22 protein-coding genes, 1 pseudogene and 1 riboswitch are annotated in these 24,206 nt (G+C 43.1%); of the genes and pseudogenes, 9 read left to right on the forward strand and 14 right to left on the reverse strand.

Going from position 1 to position 24,206, the window contains the following annotated elements; genetic code table 11:
* Window positions 1-199, forward strand: a 199-nt coding sequence (locus Q0541_RS04305) for a hypothetical protein (protein WP_298906016.1), incomplete at its 5' end; no start/stop codon positions are given.
* Window positions 200-484: 285 nt separating this feature from the next.
* Window positions 485-1,441 (forward strand): aldo/keto reductase, encoded by a 957-nt coding sequence (locus Q0541_RS04310; protein ID WP_298906019.1) that lies wholly within the window; start codon window positions 485-487, stop codon window positions 1,439-1,441.
* Here the strand turns inward: Q0541_RS04310 and Q0541_RS04315 are convergent.
* The 5 genes and pseudogenes from Q0541_RS04315 to Q0541_RS34295 form a co-directional block, all read right to left on the reverse strand.
* Complete coding sequence (locus tag Q0541_RS04315; protein ID WP_298906022.1) at window positions 1,389-2,597, reverse strand: cysteine desulfurase family protein; 1,209 nt, start codon at window positions 2,595-2,597, stop codon at window positions 1,389-1,391. The two genes, Q0541_RS04310 and Q0541_RS04315, sit on opposite strands and share 53 nt — an antisense overlap.
* Before the next feature lie 3 nt (window positions 2,598-2,600).
* Window positions 2,601-3,227: pseudogene (locus Q0541_RS04320) on the reverse strand (type I restriction endonuclease).
* A gap of 245 nt (window positions 3,228-3,472) precedes the next feature.
* Complete coding sequence (gene bcp / locus Q0541_RS04325; RefSeq protein WP_298906025.1) at window positions 3,473-3,952, reverse strand: thioredoxin-dependent thiol peroxidase; 480 nt, start codon at window positions 3,950-3,952, stop codon at window positions 3,473-3,475.
* 154 nt (window positions 3,953-4,106) lie between these two features.
* Window positions 4,107-5,840 carry a serine/threonine-protein kinase gene (locus tag Q0541_RS04330; RefSeq protein WP_298906029.1) on the reverse strand — a complete coding sequence of 578 codons (1,734 nt, stop codon included), beginning with the start codon at window positions 5,838-5,840 and terminating at the stop codon, window positions 4,107-4,109.
* An 8-nt stretch (window positions 5,841-5,848) separates the two neighbouring features.
* Window positions 5,849-5,953, reverse strand: coding sequence for a 4-Cys prefix domain-containing protein (locus Q0541_RS34295; protein WP_366941806.1), 105 nt, complete (start codon window positions 5,951-5,953; stop codon window positions 5,849-5,851).
* A gap of 237 nt (window positions 5,954-6,190) precedes the next feature.
* On the opposite strand from Q0541_RS34295, the gene Q0541_RS04335 reads away from it, so the two are divergent.
* The 5 genes from Q0541_RS04335 to Q0541_RS04355 all read left to right on the forward strand — a co-directional run bounded on the left by Q0541_RS04335 (window position 6,191) and on the right by Q0541_RS04355 (window position 11,342).
* A complete protein-coding gene (locus tag Q0541_RS04335; RefSeq protein WP_298906032.1) occupies window positions 6,191-7,039 on the forward strand; it encodes an FAD-binding domain-containing protein in 849 nt (282 codons plus the stop codon).
* A 291-nt stretch (window positions 7,040-7,330) separates the two neighbouring features.
* Window positions 7,331-7,747 carry a hypothetical protein gene (locus Q0541_RS04340; protein WP_298906035.1) on the forward strand — a complete coding sequence of 139 codons (417 nt, stop codon included), beginning with the start codon at window positions 7,331-7,333 and terminating at the stop codon, window positions 7,745-7,747.
* Window positions 7,748-8,127: 380 nt separating this feature from the next.
* Window positions 8,128-8,252, forward strand: a riboswitch (cobalamin riboswitch).
* Window positions 8,230-9,831 (forward strand): precorrin-3B synthase, encoded by a 1,602-nt coding sequence (cobG, locus tag Q0541_RS04345; protein ID WP_298906036.1) that lies wholly within the window; start codon window positions 8,230-8,232, stop codon window positions 9,829-9,831. It overlaps the preceding riboswitch by 23 nt.
* Before the next feature lie 177 nt (window positions 9,832-10,008).
* Window positions 10,009-10,635, forward strand: coding sequence for a precorrin-8X methylmutase (locus Q0541_RS04350; RefSeq protein ID WP_298906039.1), 627 nt, complete (start codon window positions 10,009-10,011; stop codon window positions 10,633-10,635).
* Between the two features lie 2 nt (window positions 10,636-10,637).
* The gene (locus Q0541_RS04355; protein ID WP_298906041.1) at window positions 10,638-11,342 is read left to right on the forward strand and encodes a precorrin-2 C(20)-methyltransferase; all 705 of its coding nucleotides are present in this window, start codon (window positions 10,638-10,640) and stop codon (window positions 11,340-11,342) included.
* Window positions 11,343-11,617: 275 nt separating this feature from the next.
* Here Q0541_RS04355 and Q0541_RS04360 read toward each other — a convergent pair whose 3' ends face one another.
* The 7 genes from Q0541_RS04360 to Q0541_RS04390 form a co-directional block, all read right to left on the reverse strand.
* Window positions 11,618-12,304, reverse strand: a complete 687-nt coding sequence (locus Q0541_RS04360; RefSeq protein WP_298906044.1) for a PHP domain-containing protein — start codon at window positions 12,302-12,304, stop codon at window positions 11,618-11,620.
* Window positions 12,305-12,766: 462 nt separating this feature from the next.
* Window positions 12,767-13,903 (reverse strand): AIR synthase related protein, encoded by a 1,137-nt coding sequence (locus tag Q0541_RS04365; RefSeq protein ID WP_298906046.1) that lies wholly within the window; start codon window positions 13,901-13,903, stop codon window positions 12,767-12,769.
* 62 nt (window positions 13,904-13,965) lie between these two features.
* On the reverse strand, window positions 13,966-14,193 hold the full coding sequence (locus Q0541_RS04370; RefSeq protein ID WP_298906049.1) for a hypothetical protein: 228 nt from the start codon (window positions 14,191-14,193) through the stop codon (window positions 13,966-13,968).
* Window positions 14,194-14,965: 772 nt separating this feature from the next.
* The gene (locus Q0541_RS04375; RefSeq protein ID WP_273765021.1) at window positions 14,966-15,301 is read right to left on the reverse strand and encodes a hypothetical protein; all 336 of its coding nucleotides are present in this window, start codon (window positions 15,299-15,301) and stop codon (window positions 14,966-14,968) included.
* Between the two features lie 371 nt (window positions 15,302-15,672).
* Window positions 15,673-16,275, reverse strand: coding sequence for a superoxide dismutase (locus Q0541_RS04380; RefSeq protein ID WP_298906058.1), 603 nt, complete (start codon window positions 16,273-16,275; stop codon window positions 15,673-15,675).
* Window positions 16,276-16,772: 497 nt separating this feature from the next.
* A complete protein-coding gene (locus Q0541_RS04385; protein ID WP_298906061.1) occupies window positions 16,773-18,380 on the reverse strand; it encodes a bifunctional pantoate--beta-alanine ligase/(d)CMP kinase in 1,608 nt (535 codons plus the stop codon).
* Window positions 18,381-18,597: 217 nt separating this feature from the next.
* Window positions 18,598-19,701 carry a septal ring lytic transglycosylase RlpA family protein gene (locus Q0541_RS04390; protein ID WP_298906064.1) on the reverse strand — a complete coding sequence of 368 codons (1,104 nt, stop codon included), beginning with the start codon at window positions 19,699-19,701 and terminating at the stop codon, window positions 18,598-18,600.
* A 1,469-nt stretch (window positions 19,702-21,170) separates the two neighbouring features.
* Here Q0541_RS04390 and glsA point away from each other — a divergent pair.
* Window positions 21,171-22,154: a glutaminase A gene (gene glsA, locus Q0541_RS04395; protein WP_298906067.1), complete on the forward strand. Its 984-nt coding sequence runs from the start codon at window positions 21,171-21,173 to the stop codon at window positions 22,152-22,154.
* Window positions 22,155-22,610: 456 nt separating this feature from the next.
* Window positions 22,611-22,850, forward strand: a complete 240-nt coding sequence (locus Q0541_RS04400; RefSeq protein WP_298906070.1) for a hypothetical protein — start codon at window positions 22,611-22,613, stop codon at window positions 22,848-22,850.
* A gap of 120 nt (window positions 22,851-22,970) precedes the next feature.
* On the opposite strand, the gene Q0541_RS34300 is transcribed toward Q0541_RS04400, so the two are convergent.
* Window positions 22,971-23,171: a GNAT family N-acetyltransferase gene (locus Q0541_RS34300; protein WP_366941807.1), complete on the reverse strand. Its 201-nt coding sequence runs from the start codon at window positions 23,169-23,171 to the stop codon at window positions 22,971-22,973.
* Window positions 23,159-23,980, reverse strand: a complete 822-nt coding sequence (locus tag Q0541_RS04405; RefSeq protein ID WP_298906073.1) for a DUF1838 domain-containing protein — start codon at window positions 23,978-23,980, stop codon at window positions 23,159-23,161. The genes Q0541_RS34300 and Q0541_RS04405 overlap by 13 nt, the downstream gene beginning before the upstream one ends.
* Window positions 23,981-24,206: the final 226 nt, after the last annotated feature.

Consider the following 24,206-nt stretch of genomic DNA (forward strand, 5'->3'; position numbering starts at 1 on the left):
TCCCAAATTTGGGAGAAGGGGAGCCGGAAAAAAGTCCCTCTTCCAAGTATGGGGAGAGGGATTTAGGGTGAGAGCAAAAACTACGGTTCTCAACATAGATGAGGTTTATCTCAATTTAACCAGACAAAACAAGGGGCATCCCCTTGTTTTCCGCCACAGTGTACTAGTACACCACGGCGTAAATAGAGCAGCCATTTAAAATCCCTAAAAAGCCCATTCCATAATACTTTTGACTTTTGAACGCCAGTTGCTTCAAGTCGGCAGAGCCGCCCAACGCACTGGCTCCTTTTGACTTTTGACTTCCGCCTTGCGGTACTAGTGTACAAGAAGTAAGGAACAACACAACATTCAGGATTTAGTAATCTACACAAGTAGTGATTATGTCGTGTTTCCACCAATAGTCATTCACACCTCAGATAGCGGTTGAGAAGATATTTGCAGCATAGACTAGCAATTGACTCAAAAATTTTTGGATAAGCTAGATATGCAAACCAAACAGCTCGGCAATTCGGAGCTTCACATTACCCCAATCGGCTTTGGAGCCTGGGCGATCGGTGGAGGTGGATGGGCTTTTGGTTGGGGAGAGCAGGATGACCAGGAATCGATCGCAGCGATCAATCACGCTCTCGACCTCGGTGTTAATTGGATTGACACCGCAGCTGTTTATGGTCTGGGGCATTCTGAGGAGGTTGTTGCTAAGGCGCTCAAAGGTCGATCTAATCGCCCCTACATTTTCACCAAATGCTCAATGATCTGGGATGAAAAGCGCAAAATTGGTAATAGCCTGAAGGCGGATTCTCTGCGGGGGGAGGTTGAAGCTAGTCTGCGCCGACTCGATATTGAAACTATCGACCTCTACCAGATTCACTGGCCCAACCCTGACTCAGAAGTTGAAGAAGGCTGGACGACTTTGGCCAAGCTCAAGGATGAGGGCAAGGTTCGCTATATCGGAGTTTCAAACTTCAATGTAGAACAGTTGAAACGTGCCCAGGAGATTGCACCAGTTACCTCATTGCAACCGCCTTATTCACTGGTTAAACCCGATGTCGAAAAAGAGATTCTGCCTTTTTGTAAGGAAAACAACATCGGTGTGATTGTTTATTCACCTATGCAATCTGGCTTGCTTACAGGAAAGATGACACCTGAGCGGGTTGCTAATTTCCCAGATGATGATTGGCGCAAAAAGAATAGTGAATTTCAGGAGCCACGTCTATCTCGTAATTTGAAGCTGGTGGAGGTGTTGCAGCACATTGGTGAACAACACGATCGCTCCCCTGGTGAAGTGGCGATCGCTTGGACTTTAAACAATCCGGCGCTGACTGGGGCGATCGTTGGTGGACGCAATCCCAAGCAGGTGGAAGGAATTATCGGGGCTGGAGAGTTTCGCCTCAATCAGCAGGAGCTAGATCAGATTGGCGCTTTTTTACGGGAGAATCCATAAAAGAGGGATTGCGTAAACTTTGAATGGTAGCGATCGTATGTTTCGCCACAATATCAATTTCCTCTTGGGTATTAAACCGGCCAATACCAAACCGCACAGAGGCATAAGCTAGCTGTTCTGAATGTCCCAGTGCTGTGAGAACATGGGAGGGTGCAGTGGTTGCCGATGAGCAAGCAGAACCAGAAGAAACCGCCATTACTGGCTGCAATCCTAGCAAAAGTGCGGCTCCATCCACTCCCTCAACACTGATATTCAAGTTTCCCGCCAATCGCTCTTGGGGATGTCCGTTAAGATGAATTCCTTCAACTTGGGAAAGCTGTTCCCACAAGCTTTGCCTTAACTGGGTGAGGCGTTGGGTTTCTGTGGCTTGTTCTGCCAAAGCGATTTCTACAGCTTTCCCAAAGCCGACAATCTGCGGTGGATACAATGTCCCAGAACGCATCCCCCGTTCATGTCCGCCGCCGTGCTGCTGAGGAGCCAGTTGCACTCTGGGGTTGCGCCTGCGGACGTACAGCGCCCCAATGCCCTTTGGACCATAGACTTTGTGTGCTGTTAAAGACATCAAGTCAATTTTCATCGCTTGCACATCCAAGGGAATTTTACCAATAGCTTGGGCGGCATCGGTGTGGAAAATGATATTGTGTTCATGACACATTTCGCCAATTTCTGCTAATGGCTGCAACACACCAATTTCGTTATTTGCAGCCATCACCGATACCAAAATCGTCTCAGGACGGAAAGCTTTTTTTAACTCAGCTAAATCAATCAATCCATCTTTTTGGACAGGGAGAATAGTAATTTCAAAACCGAGACTTTTTAAATAATTGCAAGGATCAATAACTGCACTATGTTCAGTGGCAACAGTAATAATATGCTGACCTTTTTTAAAATAAGCTTCGGCAACACCTTTAATAGCTAAATTATTCGCTTCTGTTGCACCACTCGTAAAAACAATTTCTTCTGGTGTGGCGTTGATTGCTGCTGCTAAAATCTCTCGCGTTTGTTTGACAGCAGCTTCTGTTTCCCAACCATAAATATGGCTAATACTGGATGGGTTGCCAAAGTGTTCTGTGAAGTAGGGGAGCATTGCTGCTAATACCCGTTCATCTACGGGTGTAGTAGCATGGCAATCAAGGTAGATAGGACGAATAGACATAAATTAACTCAAAATTTGACTTAAATTTTTTAATACACTTAGAACTTGATATAGTTCACTTTTTCGTTTCAAAAGTGTAAATTGGTCAGACATAGCATACTTTGGCTGATTTACTGTGGTAAGTTTCAGGAAAATAAAATCACTACCATTGGTTACTAATCCAAAAGTAGGTTTGTCTTCACTAGGATTAGCCAGCATATAAACAAGTGCTTGAGGTACAGCTTATAAAAGAGAAAAGCTAGACCTTTTAGATTCAATTACTAACAACCATAATTGTTCTTGAATTACTAAAAAATCAATTCTACCTCTAATAACTTCTCCTTCATCTTCGGCATAAATTTCTATTGATTGCTCGCCTCTCATATAAAAAGGCTCATCATAAAATCCAGCTAAATTGAGTAAAGGAGATAAAACTACTAACTTCACCGTTTCTTCTGACAAAGGAGGACGCTTGACTAAACGGAGGAAATGAAGTTTTACTCTGTCTAAATCTTGCTTTTCTAAATCTGTAATTTCCGGTAATTTTTCAAACCATTCTGTGAAGAATGCCTCATCTTCGGCTAGTTTGAGACTAAATTTTTTCTCCAAAAAGGCAAGCCCGACATTTTGTGCTTGGATAAATTGAACCATAATTCATTTAAAAGATGCAGTATAACTATTAGGATTTAAGTCAGGGTTTAAGATCAATTTTTGAATTTGCTATAATTTACGAGCAGTTTAGGTTGTTACTTTGATGATAGCGTTACTGATTTAGTTAATGAAGTACACAAACTAAGTCTCAAAGCCAGGTATTAAGCCTGTTTTACTCCTAAATTTTGAATTCTGCTGTATGATTCAGGTAACATTGCTACAACTACACCCACATCTAGTTAAGTTTACATGGCTGCTAATTCCCGTAATTTAGTTAAAACTGCCTGAGCATGACCTTTGGTTTTTACATTAGGCCAAGCATAGACAATAATTTTATCAGGTGAAATTAGAAAGGTTGAGCGAGCAACACCCATATATTCTTTGCCCATAAATTTTTTCAATCGCCAAGCGCCATAGGCTTCTGTCAGAAGATGTTCTGGGTCACTTAAAAGGGTGATTGACAAGTTATGTTTGGTGATAAATTTACAATGGGACTTACCCGAATCTGGACTTACGCCTAAGATTTTTGCTCCCAGTGCGTTGAAGTCTTGATCCAACTCGGTGAAATCTTTTGCTTCGGTGGTACAGCCCGGTGTATCATCTTTGGGGTAGAAGTAGAAGACAATCCACTGACTGCTGAGGTCGTCGAGAGTGACTGAATTGCCATTTTGGTCAGCAATGGAGAAATCTGGTGCTGGTTGTCCGACTTGGGGAATGTTGCTCATGATGCGGTGTGAGAGATTGCGACGTTGAATAGCCCGTCGTAGACATAGCTTTAGAATTGTACATATATTGAGCGAGTAATCTGATTTACTCGTGTGATGAATTTATCGGCAGTGTTCAGATTAGCGTCAATAGGGCTGTGTTCTTAGTTTGAAGCTATTGTATTTGCCATACTTTGATTGTAGAGTCCCGACTACTGCTAACTAGGGTTTGTCCGTCTGGGCTAAATACCAAAGATGTAACAGCATCTGAATGCCCAGTGAGAGTATAAATTTCTTCACCAGTGCTTAAATTCCAAAGTTTAATCTTTTCGTCACTACTGCCACTAACCAAAGTTTGGCCATCTGGACTTATTGCCACAGAATTAACAACACCTAAATGCCCAGTAAGGGTAAAACTTTCTTCTTTTGAGTTCATATTCCATACTTTAATAGTTTTATCATGGCTGCCACTAACCACAGTTTTTCCATCTGGGCTGATTGCTAAAGAACTGATACTAGCTAAATGCCCAGTGAGAGTACAAATTGACCATATCTTAATACTTTTGTCCTCACTACCGCTAACAAGGGTTTTCCCATCTGGACTAATTGCTATAGTCAATACTGGCCCTGAATGTATGCTAAGAGTGCGAACTAGCTCTCCATTATTTAGATTCCATACTTTAATATCACTACTGCCACTGAACAAGGTTTGCCCATCTGGACTGATTATTAGAGCAAAAACCTCGTACCCATGCCCAGCAAAAGTGTGAATTTCTTTGCCTGTAGTTATATTCCATACTTGTATTACTCCATTGATATTACCACTGACTAAAGAATATCCATCTGGACTAATTACCAGAGACTTAACTGTGTCTGTATCTGGAGTAATAGTAAAAATTTCCTCTCCATTCTTAAGATTCCATACTTTAATTGTCTTATCATTGCTGGCACTAACTAAAGTCTGTCCATCTGGGCTAATAGCTATTGAATTAATCCAGCCAGAGTGACCAGAGTACCAACTTCCAAGAGTGTATTCTAGAAAAATTCTTGGGTTATTGACTGTAGATATTTGGTTATACGACTTTGAATGATATAATTTGGGAGGATATAAAGTCTCAGAAATTTCTGCTAACTTTTGTAAAATTACCTGGTTATCGGCTGGGCGCTTATTAATTGGACGTGACATCAGTTTATCTATCAAATCTGCTAGCGAGGCAGAAATTTTAGGGGCTTTTTGTCGCCAATCCTCTAACTCATCGGTGTATATATCATGGTTATATTGATCGCATAGGTCAAAAGGATGTATTCCTGTTAGAAGATGGACAAAAGTACGACCTAAGGCAAAAAAATCTGACTGCGAAACAGCACTTCCAGTAGCTTGCTCTAAAGGCGAGTAACCATCACTAACTACTCTTGTGCCCTGTCCAGCCAATTTTTTTTGTTCGTATGTTTGACTAATTGCCCTTGCGATACCAAAGTCGATTAACACCAATTGCCCATTTGGTTGAAGCATGATGTTAGACGGTTTAATGTCTCGATGAATCAGTTGCTGTTGATGTACTTCATGCAATGTGTTTACCAGTTGGTTTAACCAATCAACTGCAAGCTTTTCACTAATGGGGCGATTGCCTCTTTTTTGTAGCCACTCATGTAAATTTTCTCCCTCAATTTTCTCCATTACTAAACAATACACTGGCGGTTGAATATTCATAGGAAAAAACGTGAAATATTCTTCCCCTTGTGGAATACCTGGATGATTAAGCTTACTTAAAACTTCAGCTTCTCGCTGGAATTGTTCTATAGCCTTAGCATCATTTTTCTTATCTTCCTTAAGAACTTTTAAAACTTTGGGGATACCACTGCGCTCTCTAACTTCATAAATGTCGCCGTAGCCACCTTTATCGCTCACTAAACGAGTTACCCGATAGCGTCCAATAGCAATTCAGAGCCACAGCTTTGACAGCGCAGTAGATTATCAGGGTTGTCAGTATTTTGGCAGTTAGGATTGATGCACAGGCTCATCGTCTCTAAAAATGACAGATTTATCTGATATTTTAGCTTTATTTACTGATAACCTGGAGAAAATCGGTATCAAAGCGATGCCTGCGGTTCTTGCTAGCCTACGCACTGATTCATCTTTGCTTACTATAAAAAAAGTTCTCTCATAAGGTTGAGAGCGATCGCTTGTGTTTATCCGCGATAATAATGACTTAGCCTACAGGTATTTTTGTTTATTTATTCTCACCCTTCAAAGTTCATATGCCTAAAGATATGCAACGCGAATTTACCAACCGCGATGAGTTGGTAGCCTACCTCAGCGAACAATTCTCAGATGCAGCAAAACGCGATCGCCACATCAGCGAAACTCAGGGAGGACGCAAAGCGGCAGAAGAAGTACTGCAAAAAATCGACCCACTAGGCTACGCGCAAACACGTAATTTTGTCACAGGTGCTGTGACACGACTTTCGCCTTATATCCGCTATGGCGTTTTGAGTTTGGGAGAAATTCGAGATTATGTCCTTGAACGGGTACAGCAAAACGATGCTACGAAACTAATTAACGAGTTAGGTTGGCGCGACTACTGGCAACGGTTGTATGTCAAGTTAGGGGATGGAATCTGGAAAGACCAGGAAGAGTACAAAACTGGTTACACTGTGGATGAATATGCACCGGAATTGCCGCAAGATATCAGACAAGGAACCACAGGCAGAGTTTGCATCGACAGCTTTAGCCGTGACTTAAAAGAAACTGGCTATCTACATAACCACGCCCGGATGTGGCTAGCGGCTTACATTGTCCATTGGCGGCGTATTAGTTGGCAAACAGGAGCCAAGTGGTTTCTCGAACACCTTTTAGATGGAGATCCTGCTAGCAATAATATGTCATGGCAGTGGGTTGCCAGCACCTTTAGTCATAAACCGTATTTTTTCAACCGTGAAAACTTAGAACGCTACACCAAAAGCGTTTATTGCCAGAAATGTCCGCTTTACGGTCATTGTGATTTTGAAGGTAGTTATGAAGAATTAGAACAGCGACTTTTTCCTAAAGGGGAATTTAGTCAACAAGCCAATAGCCAAAGTTGGCAGCGTGGGAAGAAGCGGCGCTAAGTAAATGTCAGCATAACATTTGTCGCGTTTTTAAATGCAAAGGGACGCATTGGCATTGTAGAGAAACGCATTGGCATTGTAGAGAAACGCATTGGCATTGTAGAGGGACACATTGGCATTGTAGAGGGACACATTGGCATTGTAGAGGGACACATTGGCATTGCAGAGGGACACATTGGCATTGCAGAGGGATGCATTAGCATTGCTATTGCTAAATTTAATTCGCTACGAATTAATCAAATACTGTACTAAGATTTTTTGCCTTTTAACAGGAAACAAAACCAAAATCTAATGAGTAAACCAATTGTTTGGGTACATGGAGATTGCCTCAGTCCATACAACCCTGTACTGCAAAAATACTCCGATGCCCCAGCTATCTGGGTTTGGGACGAGGCTTTGATAAAAGAATGGCAACTGAGTCTTAAACGCCTCACTTTTATCTACGAATGCTTGCTAGAGTTACCCGTTGTTATCCGTCGTGGTGATGTGGCACAAGAAATTTTAGCTTTTGCTCAAGAACATGATGCGAATTTAGTCGTCACAGCCAACAGTCCCAGTCCCCGGTTTGATGATATCTGCAATCAAATGGAGGGTTCTATTGCAGTGGAAGTGCTAGAAGTAGAGCCATTTTTTGAGTATGACGGCTATATTGACCTGAAGCGGTTCTCGCGCTATTGGAAAGTGGCTCAAAATTATGTTTTTGAATAGCTTAATTGTAAAATTGTAATCTCTAGCCATCGCTTCTTCTACCAACAGATGCAAGATTTTGCGATCGCAACTCCAATGATGAAGTGGAATTCCCCTACTTACAGCCATAAGATTGTGTTCTAAATAATTTAGTTTCTTAGATTTCTTGTTCTCAATCGCTTGGTGAACTACGGTTAACTCTGTCAGCGTGAGTTCAACAAACCTCTCCCTGCCTTGAATCGTTCAAGTCTGTCCCTCTCCGATTCGGAGAGAGAGGGTTTTGCGTAGTAAAACCAGGGAGAGGTTTTTTATGAAGCTAATTAGGCAGTTATACTACATGAGCCTCGAACTCACAACTTTGGTGGTAGATAGGCTGATTCAAAATATGAAGTATTAAATTTTATGACTACCATCTCGTGCTAAATTACTAGAGCTTGGAGTTGGGAAACTCCGGTGAAATTCCGGGACTGTGCCGCAGCTGTGATGGGATCACCCAAGTCAGAATGCCAACTCTCAAGATGTCCTCAGGATACACTCACCGTCTACTCCCTGCGTTGCACGGGGAAGGAGTTCCAAGTTTGGTTTCTGGATTTGCCACTTGTCCTGGCTTGTTTTATGCTACACCCGCCGCAGATGGGATATTATCTCGGATTAGAATACCGGGTGGAATTATTAGTAGTCAGCAGTGCCGTGCGATCGCACACATAGCAGAGCAGCACGGTGGCGGCTATGTGGATGTGACTAATCGAGCTAACCTCCAAATCCGCGAAATTCGCACCGGGATAAATGCTGAAGTTCTGAAGCTCTTACAGGATATGGGATTGGGTTCTGGCAACACTGTTGTAGACCACATCCGCAATATTATGACCAGTCCAACTGCTGGTATCGACCCGCAGGAATTAATTGACACTCGCCCTTTTGTCCAAGCTTGGGATAATTATATTGCTGCACATTCGGCGCTTTCGGGACTGTCGGCAAAATTTAGCGTTTGCTTTGATGGTGGTGGGATAATTCGAGTCGGCGATCGCTTGAATGATATCCTATTTGCCGCTGTTTTACTTGATGGTAATGTTTACTTCCGCCTCTATCTCAGTGTAGGCACAAAAGGTCAACCGCCTAGCGATATAGGAATTTTGTTACCACCAGAGGAATGTTTGCCCGTCTTGGCAGCTTTGGCAGATGTTTATCTAGCTCATAGTCATACTACGAGTAAGCGGCGGCTACGTCTCTTAGAGTTATTGAATACGTTGGGTTGTGAAAATTATCTCCAGGAAGTTCAGCAGCGTCTATCTTTCCCTCTTTTGTACAGTGAAACAAGAAAAGACCTAATCCCCGAACCCCCAACCCTACAAGCGTTGGGGGAGGAATTCTCTACTCTTTTACAAGGAGATGGGAAGTATCAGCATATTGGCATCCATCCTCAACGTCAAAAAGGCTTATTTTACATTGGTATCGTGTTACCTCTGGGACGATTGGAGAGTAGGCAGATATGGGGTTTGGCAGATTTAGCAGCAAAATATGGTAGCGGCACTCTTCGGTTAACCCCCTGGCAAAATTTACTGCTAACAGATATTCCTCAGCAATGGCTTGGCGATCTCCAAAGTGAAATTGCTTTATTAGGATTAAATTCTTCTGCAACCAACATCAAGAGTGCATTAGTTGCATGTTCTGGTAAGAAGGGTTGCGCCGCTTCTGCCACGGACACCAAAAGTCATGCGTTGGCATTAGCAGAATATCTTGAAACTCGCGTCATTCTGGATTGCCCAGTTAATATCCACTTCAGTGGCTGCGAAAAATCCTGCGCCCAGCATAGCAAGAGTGATATTACTCTGCTCGGTGTCAGCATTGAGACGGACAATGGAACTGTGGAGGGCTATCACGTTTATGTTGGTGACAGTAAGCAGAAATTCGGACGTGAACTATATCAATATGTGACTTTTGCCGAACTACCTGCATTAATAGAGCGGATGCTATATGTATATAAAATTCAACGCCTAAATTCTGATCAGTCCTTTGGGAAATTTGCTAATCGATATCCCCTAGCACAATTACAGCAATTATTTAATAAATATTTAGAAAATGGAACCACAGATGCACACAAATAAATACAGATGATTGATTACTCGCTTCACAGTGCAAGATTACCCAATTCCTCTGTTTCTCTTTCTCTGTGTTCTCTGTGTTCTCTGCGCCTCTGCGGTTAATTAAATTAGGTATTCTTCCAATCAAAAGGGAATATCTATATTAAACAAATCAATCCAAAATCTAAAATCCCAAATTGAATGCCCGACTACATTCGAGATGCCAACGAAATTTACCGTAATTCCTTTGCAATCATCCGGTCAGAAGCGAACCTAGATGTGCTACCAACGGATGTAGCAAAAGTTGCTGTACGTCTCATCCATGCCTGTGGGATGACAGATATTGTCACTGACTTAGGATATTCACCAACAGCGGTGCAATCCGCAAGGGCAGCACTAGCAGCAGGAGCGCCGATTCTGTGCGATTGCCGGATGGTTGCCGATGGCGTTACCAGACGGCGGTTATCTGCAAACAATCAAGTTATTTGTACCCTCAATGAGCCAGAAGTGCCAGAAATTGCCCAGCGTCTGGGTACTACAAGGTCGGCGGCAGCCCTGGAATTATGGCGATCGCACCTCCAAGGAGCAGTTATCGCAATTGGCAATGCACCTACAGCACTATTTAGACTCTTAGAAATGCTTGATGAAGTAGCTGACAAACCTGCTATTATCTTAGGCTTTCCTGTTGGGTTTGTCGGTGCAGCCGAATCGAAAGCAGCACTGGTAGCAGATAGTAGGAATGTACCATTTTTAACCTTACATGGTCGGCGCGGTGGGAGTGCGATCGCCGCAGCAGCAGTTAACGCCTTGGCAACGGAGGAAGAATGAATATGAAAACCAAAGGTCGTCTCTATGGAATTGGTGTCGGGCCAGGCGATCCAGAACTATTGACTCTGAAAGCGCTGCGATTATTACGTGCGGCTCCCGTGGTAGCCTATCAATCAGCAATAGATAAAGAGAGTATCGCTAGAGCGATCGTGGCGCAGTATCTTCCTGGCAATCAAATTGAGGTGCTATTTCACCTTCCCCGCGCCTTAGAGCCAGAAAAGGCAAAGTCTATTTACGACAAGGAAATTGAACCAATTGCCGACCATTTAGCAGCGGGTCGAGATGTCGTGGTGCTATGTGAGGGTGACCCATTTTTCTATGGCTCGTTCATGTACCTGTTCACGCGGTTATCTGATCAGTACCAAACAGAAGTCGTCCCCGGAGTTTCCTCGCTGATGGCTTGTCCGGTAGCCTTGGGTGTACCTTTCACCTACTACACCGATATTCTCACAGTCCTACCCGCCCCATTGCCAGCAGAAGAACTGACTACACATCTGCTGATGACTGATGCAGCAGCAATTATGAAACTAGGTCGCCACTTTACCAAAGTGCGGGATATTCTACATAAATTAGGGCTAGCATCACGAGCAAGATATATTGAGCGGGCATCAACGTCACAGCAACGCATCGTACCTCTGGATGAAGTTGATCCAGCCAAAGTCCCCTATTTCTCGATGATTGTGATTCCCACGAAGAATCGACTATAGTCCTTTAATGAATAGTCGGCTTGACTAATCGAAAATCCAAAATAGAATAACCGAGACAATTTTAGATTTTAGATAATAGAATTTGGATTAAATTAAAATCTAGAATCTAAAAAAAGGTTCCAGAGCAAGCGACTTGAGGCGCGAGAGAAATGAAAAAATTTCATCATCCACAGCAAGTGCATTAATGCATGGGGTCAATTCCATTATCCAAAATCCAAAATATAATAACCTCCTGGCAGATTGAACCAGGAGAGTTGAAAAAAATGGATTCATTTTTACAAACGTTGTAGCAGACTCAAACCGTGAGTATCAGTACCACAAGTATTGAAAAGAAAGTATTCATCAGCCAACTTTTGCACTTGTTCTGATTCCAAAGCGCTGGGTTTCCAGGGGTTAGGGTTATTGTAGGCGTAGAAAGTTTCCACACCATCGATACCCTTTTGGGACGCAGCTGGAATTAAGTCAAAATGCGATCGCTTGTAACGAGCTGGATGAGCCAGAACTGCCAATCCCCCAGCTTCATGAATAGCGGCAATCACGTTACTTGCCTGATATTCTTTGCCTGTAGTCGCCCTTCTTTGCAGATAGGGTTTCATACTAGGGTGTTCTGTTCCAAAAGCATAAGCCAAAATGTGAACTTCTATATCCAAAAGGTTGGCATTGATTTCCACGCCACTCCACAGGTAAGGAGTACTTGCACCAGGATTATTCCACTTCCAGTCTTCCAACCAAGCAAGGGCCGCTTGATAGCCGATAATACCATGATGATCGGTGATGGCTAACCCTTTTAGCCCAATAGTGATCGCCTGCTCCATCAATCCACTCGGCTGCAACCTCCCATCTGAGTAGACAGTGTGCATATGAAAGTTGAATAACCTTGGACAACTTTGTGCATCAATGTTCTGGAATACTTGCTTCAAAAGTTCTACAGAAGCAGTAGTTCGGGCCAAATTTACAGCCATAACCCCCTCTGAATAAAAATATATTTTCTTAACACACTAAAACGCCCCATTTATAGATAAGAAATCTCCAACACTATAAATATAGTGTTGGTGGCTACTTTCTCAGCTTTCTCAGCAAATTTTTCAATATGTTAAGACTAGGTTAGCAAATCTTAACCTCAGTGGTAAGGGGTAATTTGGACTACCTTATGAATAAGTAGTAAATAATATTACATGCAAATTTTACAAATCCGCTTATCCTATTTGTGCTGAATGACTTATTTTTAAAGACTTAGTAGAATAATTTTCTATAATCAGCCTAAACGTAACTATAAACAGTGTATAAAATAACACTACTTATTCCAGTATTTCCATGGAATTATCTAATCTAGTCATGACTTCAGCGTAGGCGTAGCCCGCCGCAGGCATCGCATAAGTGAGTCTACAATAGCTCGAAGAAAACTAGCGATCGCTTGCGGCTGATTATACCCCGCGCGCAATCCCAAAAGACTCTCCCTTCAAGGTGACTCCAAGGGGTTCTACCACCACCTCACGGGCAAGGGACGCTTCAACCCTTCCGGCAATCACGGCGGTTAACTTATGTTCTCTTGCGAGAATGACGATTCTCTCTGCATCCTGCTCCGACTCTGTATAGAATGCAAATCCGGCACCGTAATTGAATACGGAAAGCATCGTCGCTGCCCCGCCCTCAAGATGACCCTCAACAAACGTAAATATCTCCGGCACTGGGAGCATCGTTTCGATCACGTACCGTAACGGCTTCACCGATCGCATCAGCTTCTGCCATCCATGTCCAGTGATATTCTCCATCGCGGTGGGACAAATTCCCTCGCCAAGCACCGCCTGCACAAGTGGTGTGTAGAGATACGACGGGGCATTCATCGCTTCCCAGAACTCCTGCCCACTCGGAAGTTTTGTTCTATAGCCATCAGGGAGCGACTGGGCAAGCTTTCGCATTGGGGTAAAGCCGTTCTCATGGGGCCCCGAACTCTCGACGAGAACAATGGTATTTCCAGCATCCAGACGTGAGCTATCAATGGGAGCAACACCAGGCGGCATAACTCCAAAGACGGAGCCTGCAATGTCGAGCCGACCTGGAATCATCTTAGTTTTTAGTTGAGGAGTTTCCCCTGAGAGGTAAACGCAGCCCACTCGTTTGCACCCCTCGACCACTCCATCAAGAAACCCATCAAGGAAGGCGGGGGTGAAGATTGTTTCAGGAGTGCTTGACGGCAGATAGAGACCAAGAAGTAGAGTCTGCATACCTGAGGTTGCGGCGTCGTTCGTCAGACACGAGATGATCTTGATACCAATGTTCCACCAGAATCGTCGAAGCTCTTCTTCACAGAGGTCGTCAGGGCGGGTATCGTCTGCGGTGCCCAGTCCTTCGGGGACAAGTGTCATAGAAAGTTCTCTAGCCCCTGCCTCCAGAAACGGAGCGAGGTTAAAGTTGAAAGTGTTAGCGCTTGCTCCGAGACCCGATGCGGGCACGATCCCATAAGCGCTTGCAAAGCCAAGTGTGCGTTTTGCGGCATCAATGAAGCGTCGCTTTGCGGCATCGAGAGTATCGTAATCGACTTGATCGAGAGCTTGAGGCATCAGGTTGCGTTTTAAGTTAAGAGTTAGGAGTTAGGAGTTAGGAAAACTCATAACTCCTGACTTTAAAATACCTCATCTTCAATACCGCGCCACCATTCCCCCAAATTCATCAAGTCTTGGTAAATATCTTCTAATTCTTTGGTATAGACATCGTTTGTAAGGGTGGCTCGACGCTCTTGCAATTTTTTGAGGCGCAGTTGTACCAATAGCCAAGGTTTAGAGATGCTATTCGTTGCTTCGATGTATTGCGCTAGTTCTTTACTACTGCCCGTTAGCTGATTATTTGACATTTGCTGGAATTTAATAAAATCTATATTTGATCAGGGTATCAACTTTCGTAGACAATTTTTCATCTCCCTTTTTATTTGTAATTTATAGTTCATCTGAACTATTAAGTGGCGAGGACTTTTCAAACATCCTCTAAGAGGTTGTTTTAAAAGTCTAAATTGTTACTCGCCTGGGCGACTAGAAGTCGCACGCCAGGTGCTTATGGGGGAAACCCCCTACAGCCCTTTGGGCATCCTACGGCAGGCGCCAGCCTCTTCCTTTGGGAGAAGATCGCACTGGCTTGGCTACATAGACAAAACCCACCTCCGTGGGTTAAAAAACCTTGATTTTTCGTTAGTCCAAGGAGGTAGACTAAGCTTCGTGTAGTAGCGAATTATATTCGCCTAAAACTTTTCAAATATCCTCTAAGAGTTGTAATCTCAAATCGCAAGTGAATTGCAACTCTTAGAGACGCTATGCATAGCTTGCTTCTGAGTTCGCGTAGTGTCCCGTTGGGAAGGAGTACCTTTCACTTGCTTATACTCGCAATGACATTGTGTAATTAATTCTGTCCAATTACTTCTTTAACTGCTAGTACAGTGCGGCGGAAATAAACAACCCATTTCAAATCAATGAAACGTTTACGCCGTATTTCTTTTGACTTTTGACTTTTGACTTTTGACTTCCGCCTTGCGGTACTAGCCCTTTCAAGGTGACTCGAAAAATCTCGTTTTTTTTCTCTGTGCCTCTGCGTTTCCTCTAAGAAAAATTATTAGTTAAGTGCAGATGCGATGTCTACGACAAGGCTTTCGCCAACGCATCTCCAAGTTCACGTAATGTTCTCTCTCGTGCAAAGTCAGCCGCTGCCCGTGCCGACTCTGCCAGAATTGTGTCAGTGTTTGGCGTTAGCTTCAAAGCCCCACCTAAATAACCCAGTGCCTTAACATAACAATCAGATAAATTGGTCGAGGCTAACCGCTTTACAGTTTGGTAATCACCATTTACAAAGGCAGATAAAGCCTTGGCGTGTAAATCATTTCCGGGTTCGGGAACATCCAAAACATTCAGGATTGCCTCAATAGCTTTATTTACCTTTTCTAGTGTCAGTTCTTGTTGTACAGCTTGCACCATTGTTTTTACTCCTAAGAGGCTGTTTTCAAAATTTTTAGCTCTAACTTGGGGCAAATTAGAGTATGTTTCAGTTACGAGCCAAATGCTATTTTACGATTTGTGACACAAAACCAACAGCATTATCCCGGTCATAATTAATGAATCGCAATTCTCAGAAAAGCTAGATTTTGCTCCTTGATCTCCCCCATCCCCTCAACAGTTAACCAAAAACAGCCACGAGACTAGTTCGTGACTGCTAACAAGATTGGTCAATTAACTGATTGTTTCTACTTTACATATCTGGCACAAGCTACGTAGACGCATTGGCGCAGCCTCTCGTAGAGAAGCAACTTGCCAAAAGGCATCGCAGCCAGTTCAAAACTGGCAATTCATTAAGCTTTAGCCAAATTTTCAGCAACAAAGTCCCAGTTCACCAACTGTTCTAGGAAATTCTTGATAAACGCTGGACGAGCGTTTTTGTAGTCAATGTAGTAAGCGTGTTCCCAAACATCCAAGGTTAGGAGTGCCTTCTGTCCATGAGCTAGTGGATTTTCTGCATTTGGTGTCTTAATCACCTTCAGCGTACCACCATCATCAATCAGCCAAGACCATCCACTGCCGAATTGAGTTGTGGCTGCATTAGAGAATTCTTCCTTGAATTTGTCAAAGCTACCGAAGTCTTTATCAATCTTGGCTGCGATTTCACCAGTGGGTGCGCCGCCACCTGCGGGTTTCAAAGAATTCCAGAAGAAGGTGTGATTCCAAACTTGGGCAGCGTTGTTGAAGATTCCCGCCTTAGAGGAGTCTTTAAAGGAAATTTTGATCACTTCTTCCAGAGGCTTATCAGCAAGTTCAGTACCTTCAGTGAGCTTGTTCAGGTTGTCTACATAAGCTTTGTGATGCTTGCCATAGTGATACTCGAAAGTCTCAGCTTTCATGCCATATGGCTCTAGAGCATTAATGTCAAAGGGTAGTGGTTCTTGTACAAATACCATTGTGTGAAATCCTCTCTTTATCGGTTTCTAGTTGAAAGCTATTGCAGAAGCTTAGGAAATTAGCAGCTTTTGTTTTTGAGAGTTTTATGTCTTTCATTATGGAACATAAAACTTAACATCGTCATTCTACTACCAAAGTGAAGATGAAAACAAAGTACTTTTGTGATAAGTCAAATCGCTAGTAATTAATGATTATAAATAAAAATGGCTAATATTTCATCACTAAAGACTGATAATTAATTAGCATTTAGCAATTGAAGCTTTCATTCTTCTACCTTTAGTAAGATTAATTATGATGTAATAAATCAGTCGAAAGCGAGATGATTTAATCTTTAAATAATCTAAAATTTCTAATACAAAGCTTGATTTTCAGTGAAGAGAGCCAATAGTAAAATTATCTAATATTTTGTTTTTGGGTGGAGTGTTGAGGATGGTAAGTGAATAATCACTCACCCACCACCCTTTGAAACTAAAAAACTAACAGCAAATAGCGGTAATTACCACTGAGATAAACGCTGCTGGTAATAGTTAACAATTTGTGCTGTGACTTCAGATACGTCTAAACCATCGGTTTGAACTTCGATCGCATCCGTTGCTTTTTGCAAAGGAGAAACTTTGCGTGTACTATCTTTCCAGTCACGTTCGGCAATGTCGTGTTCCAGCTGCTCTAAACTCACTTCGGGTTGACCTTGTTTGTTAAAGTCTTGCTGGCGGCGACGGGCGCGTTCACTTACAGAAGCGGTTAAGAAGATTTTAACTTCGGCATCGGGGAACACGTGAGTACCGATATCCCGACCTTCAGCTACTAAACCACCTCTTTTACCCCAGTTTTGCTGTTGTTTAACCAATGCTTGACGGACAGCGCTTTGTGCCGCGATCGCCGATACAAGAGATGTCACCTCAATCGTGCGAATTGCTTGGGTAACATCGATACCGTTAATCCGAACCCGCACTGTCGATTCTAAATCCTGGGTAGGAGTAAGTTCAATTTTACACTGGCTAGTTAATTCGGCGATCGCACACTCATCGTCAATGGCAATCCCCTTTTGCAGTACTAACCAAGTGACAGCACGGTACATCGCTCCTGTATCTAAATACACTAGATTTAGGTTTGCTGCCACTTGACGCGCCACTGTAGATTTTCCAGCACCGGCTGGGCCATCAATGGCGATAATAGGTTGACGATCACGCAATATCGTATTGTCAATCAAACGTGTAGAACCAAGACGAGCTGCGATCGCCAACATTCCTTCCTCCTCAACTTTTTCTAAAGACATCAACGTAGTCGGTTCAACCAATTCAATATATTCCACTGAGACCGTGCTGACCATTGCCACTTCTTGCTGTACCACTGCTATCAACTTGTTGCTATTGCGATCGCCTGCAATGAATGCAGCTTCAGCTCGTCGCAAGCCGCGATATAACACCGCTGCTTGCTCTTTTGCCGTTGCAGTCAAATATTGATTACGAGAACTGAAGGCAAGACCCGACGCTTCCCGTACTGTTGGACAAGCAACAATTTCTACTGGCAAATTTAAGTCAGCTACTAAGCGTTTAATAATTGCCAGTTGCTGACCATCCTTTTGACCAAAGTAGGCACGGTCAGGCTGTACCAAGTTGAAAAGTTTGGTCACAATCGTAGCGACACCCTGAAAGTGACCTAGCCGAGAACGACCACACAAGCCTGTTATCATAGCAGATGGGGGGATAACTTGTGTAACCTTTGATTCTTGTATACTTTTGTGGGGAACTGCCATTTCTTCCGGAGTTGGTGCAAAAATGGCATCTACCCCAGCTTGTTCACAAAATTGTTGGTCTTGCTCTAAAGTACGAGGGTAGCGTTGATAATCCTCGTTGGGAGCAAATTGCAGGGGATTGACGAAAATACTAACAATCACCGTAGAATTTTCTTGCCGCGCCCGTTGGATCAAGCTTAAATGACCTTGATGCAAATTCCCCATCGTTGGCACCAGACCGACTGCCGTCTGATACCAGTTAGTCATCTCATCTAGTCTCAGATCCTCAGTAACTGCCATCAGCTTGTTTTCTGAGCACCGTTTAGTTAAATAGCAGCGTAAAGCTGCAACTGTTGTCAGCAGGCGCACAAAAATACCCCTAGTTCTTATCGATCCCTCCCCCGCTAGTTTATATCTGAAATAGAGGGAAGAGATGGTTGAACTAGGGGAATTAAGTAATCCGGAACTGGTGATCGGGCAAAACAGTTGCGAGTTCTGAGTTCCGGTTCTGAGTAAAGAAGTGAGATTTCCTACTCAGCACTCAGCACTTGACTGAGCGCTCACACCGAAGTCACTCAGCACTTGATTATTTCTCTAAGACTTCAATATGCACTTGTGCCACGCCACTGCCCATCATTCCCAAAATCCGAGCCGCACCAGCAGATAGGTCAATGACTCGCCCGCGAATGAACGGGCCTCGGTCATTAATCCGCACCACTACAGAACGACCATTGTAGGTGTTAGTTACACGAACTTGCGTACCAAAGGGTAAGCTGCGATGAGCGGCAGTCATTTCTTCTGGATTGAACCTCTGACCGCTAGCAGTACGATTACCAGAACCATCATAGCCGTAATAGGAAGCCATGCCTCCGAAAGAGATTCGTACTGGGCCGACGGCAATCTGTTTTGGGAATTTAGGTATTGATACTGGTAGACGCACTGGTAAATTCGCAATTTCTTTTAAGGGAGATGCATTGCCTAGTAGCCTCCGCAGGCGATTGGTTGCTTGCAATGCATCTTGCGCCAGATTGTTGGTAGTACCTGCTAATCGCGTATCTTCGTTGATTTCGACAAATTCTTCGCCATTAATTTTGATTACATAGCGATCGCCATCTTGCTGGAGGGGAGCGCTTTTATTTTGCGCTTGATTAGCAGTAGATTCGCCCCCTGCTTTCCAACTTACGGTAATCTTACTCCCGTCCACATTTTCTCGATTCAACTGGTTGATCTTAGCTGCTATTACACCAGCTATCTGAACCGGATCATTGTCAACAGAGCTAATCTGGTTACTCACATGCGTTAAGTTCCCAGTACTCACCGTCTTTGGTGAATTGCTAGCAATAAGGGCGTACGATTGTACGCCCCCATTATCTCCAATTGCCCCAACTTTTTTAGTTTCAACGCTCGTATCTGGTAGAGAACTCAAAAAGGTGAGAACAGGTATATTTCGGATAAAAAGGGTTGCTGCCTTACGTCCTCCAATGTTGTGAGGATGAATTTGTGTAATCACAGCATCCAAGGTTTGTTTCCCTGCTCTGGATTGGTACTCTCCCACCTTCACCACATCAGGGGCAGACGATTTTTGGGAAGCTAGCGCATTTCCCTTGATGGTTTGAGTGCAACCGACTGAGGGTATGCCCAAAACAGCCATAGACAGGGTAACAATAATCCACAAATGTCTTTGATTCATGCGTCCGTTTTTAAAGCGACTGTAGAACTTAAGTTTTATAACTTGCGGGATTTTTCACTAGTGAGAGTGACTTCCCTCCTGATAACTCGAACTCGTTCCGTCTTCACTTTTTTTTTGATAACTGCAACAGACTAGCATGAACCTTTTAGCTTGGGGATCAGGGTTTTAGCGTAATAATTGGCAACTTGATTCAATTTAAATTCCAATTTCAAGGGCGAAACCTTTCTCAAATGGGGACTTTGGCTATGTAACGCTTTTTAATGTAAGTCAAAATTTTCTTAAAAAAACTTTACATTTATTGCACACCAAAGTAACGATACCCGATTCACATCGCTTCTAAAGGCTCGCAACGACCATTGTATTATAGATAACATCTCTATCGACTATTTACGATTAAACCCTAATATAATAACTTCAATGAAATGGCATCAGCATAAATACTTAAAATAACTTATTTAATTAAATATTTAGATTTACCTATGAATAAGTCGTGATAAGAGTTACATCTGAAATAATTATGCAAATTAGTTTGAGTTTAATATCTTTTTTCAAAGTTTTTTCTACTGAGATTAATCATGACTTTGATTCTCCATAACTAGACTAAATTTAGTAATAAATGTAACTTAATGCTACAGTATTGCTGAGTATAAAAAAAAGAGGATACTCAACTTAATATTTTTTGTGATTAATTATAAAAAAATTAGTAAATCTTGGCGATCGCTTGAAGATTAAATTTGCAATGTATTAAAAAAAACAAGAGTGATTGGTTGCCTTAAGTAGTTGCTCAAAAATGATTTTTCAGAGCAAGCTGTCTTTTCAACTGTAGAGATGTAGGGCTGTGCCCTTTCCAGGCAGAACGTTTGTACTACGAGAAAAATGACATTTTAACCCAATTTTGGTATTTTGGCTGAGGCGTAGGCGTACCCCGCCGTAGGCATCGCTTAATTTACAGTCCAAAATAAGAGGAGTTTAATGGATAAATTCTTTGTTCAATTCCAGCCAATGCCTGAAATGCCGTAAAAACGTTGATAGTACATATGCTCACCTTAAAAGGGCTAGTAAAACACGGCGCAAATAGAGCAACCATTTAAAAACCTGAAAAAGCCCACTCGCTTTGCTCGAAGTCAAAAGTTAAAAGTCAAAAGTCAAAAAAAGGATTTTGACTTTGGGTTCTAATTGTTGACCTTTGACCTTTGACTTCCCCAAAGGGGCTGACTTTTGACTTTTGATTTTTGACTTCCGCCTTGCGGTACTAGTCCTAAAATCTTAAGGTTATCTTTTTTGGCAAGTTCATGGTTCCAATTTTGTATTTCTGGCAAGATTATGATTCCAATTTTTTAATTAGGGTTGCGATCGCATTTATTAGACACACTATCTTTGATTTCGACACTTTACAGATGTACGGAGCTTATTCAAAAATCAAATAAGATTCCTATATACTAGGTAATTTGGGAAATGCTATCAGCCTGATGACAAGCCAAGCAAATCAAGGAGATTTAGAAATAGATCCATCGCCATTATTAGCTGTTCTCAACGAGTTGCATTCCCAGTACAAGTTACTGCGGGAGGGTGCAGTAGCGAAATACATTCCGGAACTGGCAAAGGCCAACCCGGAATTGTTCAGCATTTGCATTGTGACAGTAGATGGTCAGGTTTACAAAGTTGGGGACTACGAGCAACTCTTTACCATTCAGTCAATTTCCAAGGTGTTTGCTTATGGACTTGCTTTAGAAGATCATGGACTGGATTACGTTTTGACTAGAGTTGGCGTGGAACCGACAGGGGATGCATTCAACGCGATTATTTTGGATGAGCAATCAAAGCGACCTTATAACCCAATGGTAAATGCTGGAGCGATCGCCACCACCAGCTTAATCAGAGGTTTCGGCCCAACTGAACGCCTCAACCGGATGCTAGATATGTTCCGGCGATATATTGGCCGCGATGTGTTCGTTGATATTTCAGTTTTTACCTCAGAACGGAGTACAGGGCATCGCAACCGCGCAATGGCGCATCTGATGCTCAACTTTGGGATGATTGACCGGAACATTGAAGAAGCGCTGGATCTTTATTTCCAGCAGTGTGCTGTGATGGTGAATTGCCAAGACTTAGCGGTGATGGCGGCTACCCTTGCTAACAGAGGTATTAACCCGATAACCAAAGAACAGGCGGTAAATAAGCATTACATCAAAGATATTCTGAGTGTTATGTATACCTGTGGCATGTACAACTTTGCAGGTGAGTGGGCTTATAAAATTGGTATTCCGGCGAAAAGCGGTATTAGTGGTGGGATTATCGCCGTTGTACCCAATAAGATGGGCATTGGAGTTTTTTCGCCGCTGCTGGATGTGCGTGGTAACAGTGTGCGGGGGGTAAAAGTGTGTGAAGAACTTTCCCAACGGTTAGGTTTACATCTATTTGATTGTTCAGGTCAAGAGGCGAAATTTAATTGAAGGAGGCAGAAGAATTTTAGATTTTAGACTTTCCTGGGGAACGCTACGCGTAGCAAGATCCCCATAGGGGTACGGCTACGCTCAGTCGAACGATTTTAGATTTTGGATTGAACAATAAACCTCTTGCACGAATGCAAAACTACCCTCAACCCCCAACCCCTTCTCCCAAAATTGGGAGAAGGGGAGGCAATTTCAAAGTCCCTCTCCCAAGGATGGGAGAGGGATTTAGGGTGAGGGCTTTTGATTTATGCAAGAGGTCTAATCTCAGTGAACCAAAAAGTTTTTTAGAAGCCTTATCAAGCGGACATTTCACTGAAATCTACGGATATCACAAAACAACGTTTTGTTGAGCATTTCAGACGATACACCTAGCTACCTTTAAGCGACGCCGATAGCGTACCCCTACGGGGATCTTGCTACGCGCAGCGTCTCCAAGAGTTGCGTAAAGCCTGCGGCATGGCTTCGCTTAGAGCGAGTCTTGCCTACGGCACGCTGGCGCGAACGAGCGTCATAGCCCGTTGTAGACATCGCTCTAAGATTCCTTTAAAACCAATGGTGAATACTCCTAATTCCCGATGGCTGAAACCCCTGTTTTTACGTTGGTTTTTAAAAGTTTGTGGTTTACTGAATCTAAAATTTATTAGCGATCGCAAAATAACACTATATCTATATATAGATATAGTCACCAAATTCTAAATTATCCCTTTTCGCGTGTCCCTCCAACCGTATGCAACTTCAACCAGTTGCACTGTAATCTCGATTTGCTTTTGGTTCACCTGCTGACCATCAAGGCTTCGATAGAACCCGCAAGCGGGATTATCTATCAGCTAAAACCCACACTAACATTGAACTAATACCTGACTGGAGCAGCCTTGTTGCTACGGTGGAGATCAGGCGATATCCTAAACCTTGGCGCTGGTACTTCTCCATAATATAGATAGCGTACAACTCACCTTGATAAATGCGATCGCCTGTCCTGTTTTGACCTCCATTAACAAAACCAACTATTTGTCCGATTCTTCTGCTTGGGGAAGCGGGAAGATTTCACCAGCCAAGTAAGCTTGAAAGTGCTTTTGGAAATACAACCAAGAAGTCATATCTTCTCCATCTGTCAATGCTTTTGGGGCTTTTTTATATAGAGGAATACGGTTATTAATTTCGTCTTGCAGCAGTGGGGGCAGTTCTGTTAAACCATTGACTTTGCTGCCAACAGCACTGTAGATCAGATTACCGGGGCGATCGCCCATTTTCATCCAGGGAAGCCATTGACCAATCCTATCCCAACTCAGTTTGAGTTGAGAAACTGAGGGGAGGGCTGTGTTGAATAAATCTGCGGTTGGCACAGTCAATTTAAACAATTCGGCTGCCTGATAAATTGGATTTGGGCTGTATTCGGCAAATTTTGGATCGTCTGCTAAGGGATTGGGGTAATAGGGAAATATATCAAAAACGAAGGTTGTGCTGTCACCATCTACTTGTGCAGGAAAATTTCCATCGAATTTACCCTGCACTGGATTATTGGCAACGTGAATCACCGGAACTGTCTCGCCTGTCCAAGGATTTTCCCATTTGGGCAAAACCTCATCTGTTTTTGGGTTGAGATAGTAAGTCAGTTCCCTAGAAGTAAAATCCCAGCTACCTTCTGCTGTGGGAATACATCGGCTAACACTCAATCCCAGCATCTTAAACAGGAGTTGTCTTTTCTCACCGGGGATAAAGGCGTAAATTTTACCTTTCCAAATCAGGAAAGTGGACTCGCTAGGGTCGAGGGAAGAACGAGTTTTAACCCAGTGCTGGGCTTCAAGTTCTTGGATTTGGGCAACCATCTAAAGCATCCTTAGTATCTGGATAACAAAAGAATAAGCTAATCAGCATTCAAGTTGCATCTTTGGGAGAGACGCGATTAATCGCGTCTCTCCCAAAGATGCTGTGCCCTAAGCGTAGCTATGCCGCAGGCTTTACGACGCCGGCTCCATCGAGCGTACCCCTAGGGGGAAGTAGCCCTTTCAAGGTGTTGTGTGATGGGCAGATTTGTAGTTTGGTAAAAAGAGG

The organism is uncultured Nostoc sp., assembly GCF_937863485.1.
Classification (GTDB): domain Bacteria; phylum Cyanobacteriota; class Cyanobacteriia; order Cyanobacteriales; family Nostocaceae; genus Nostoc.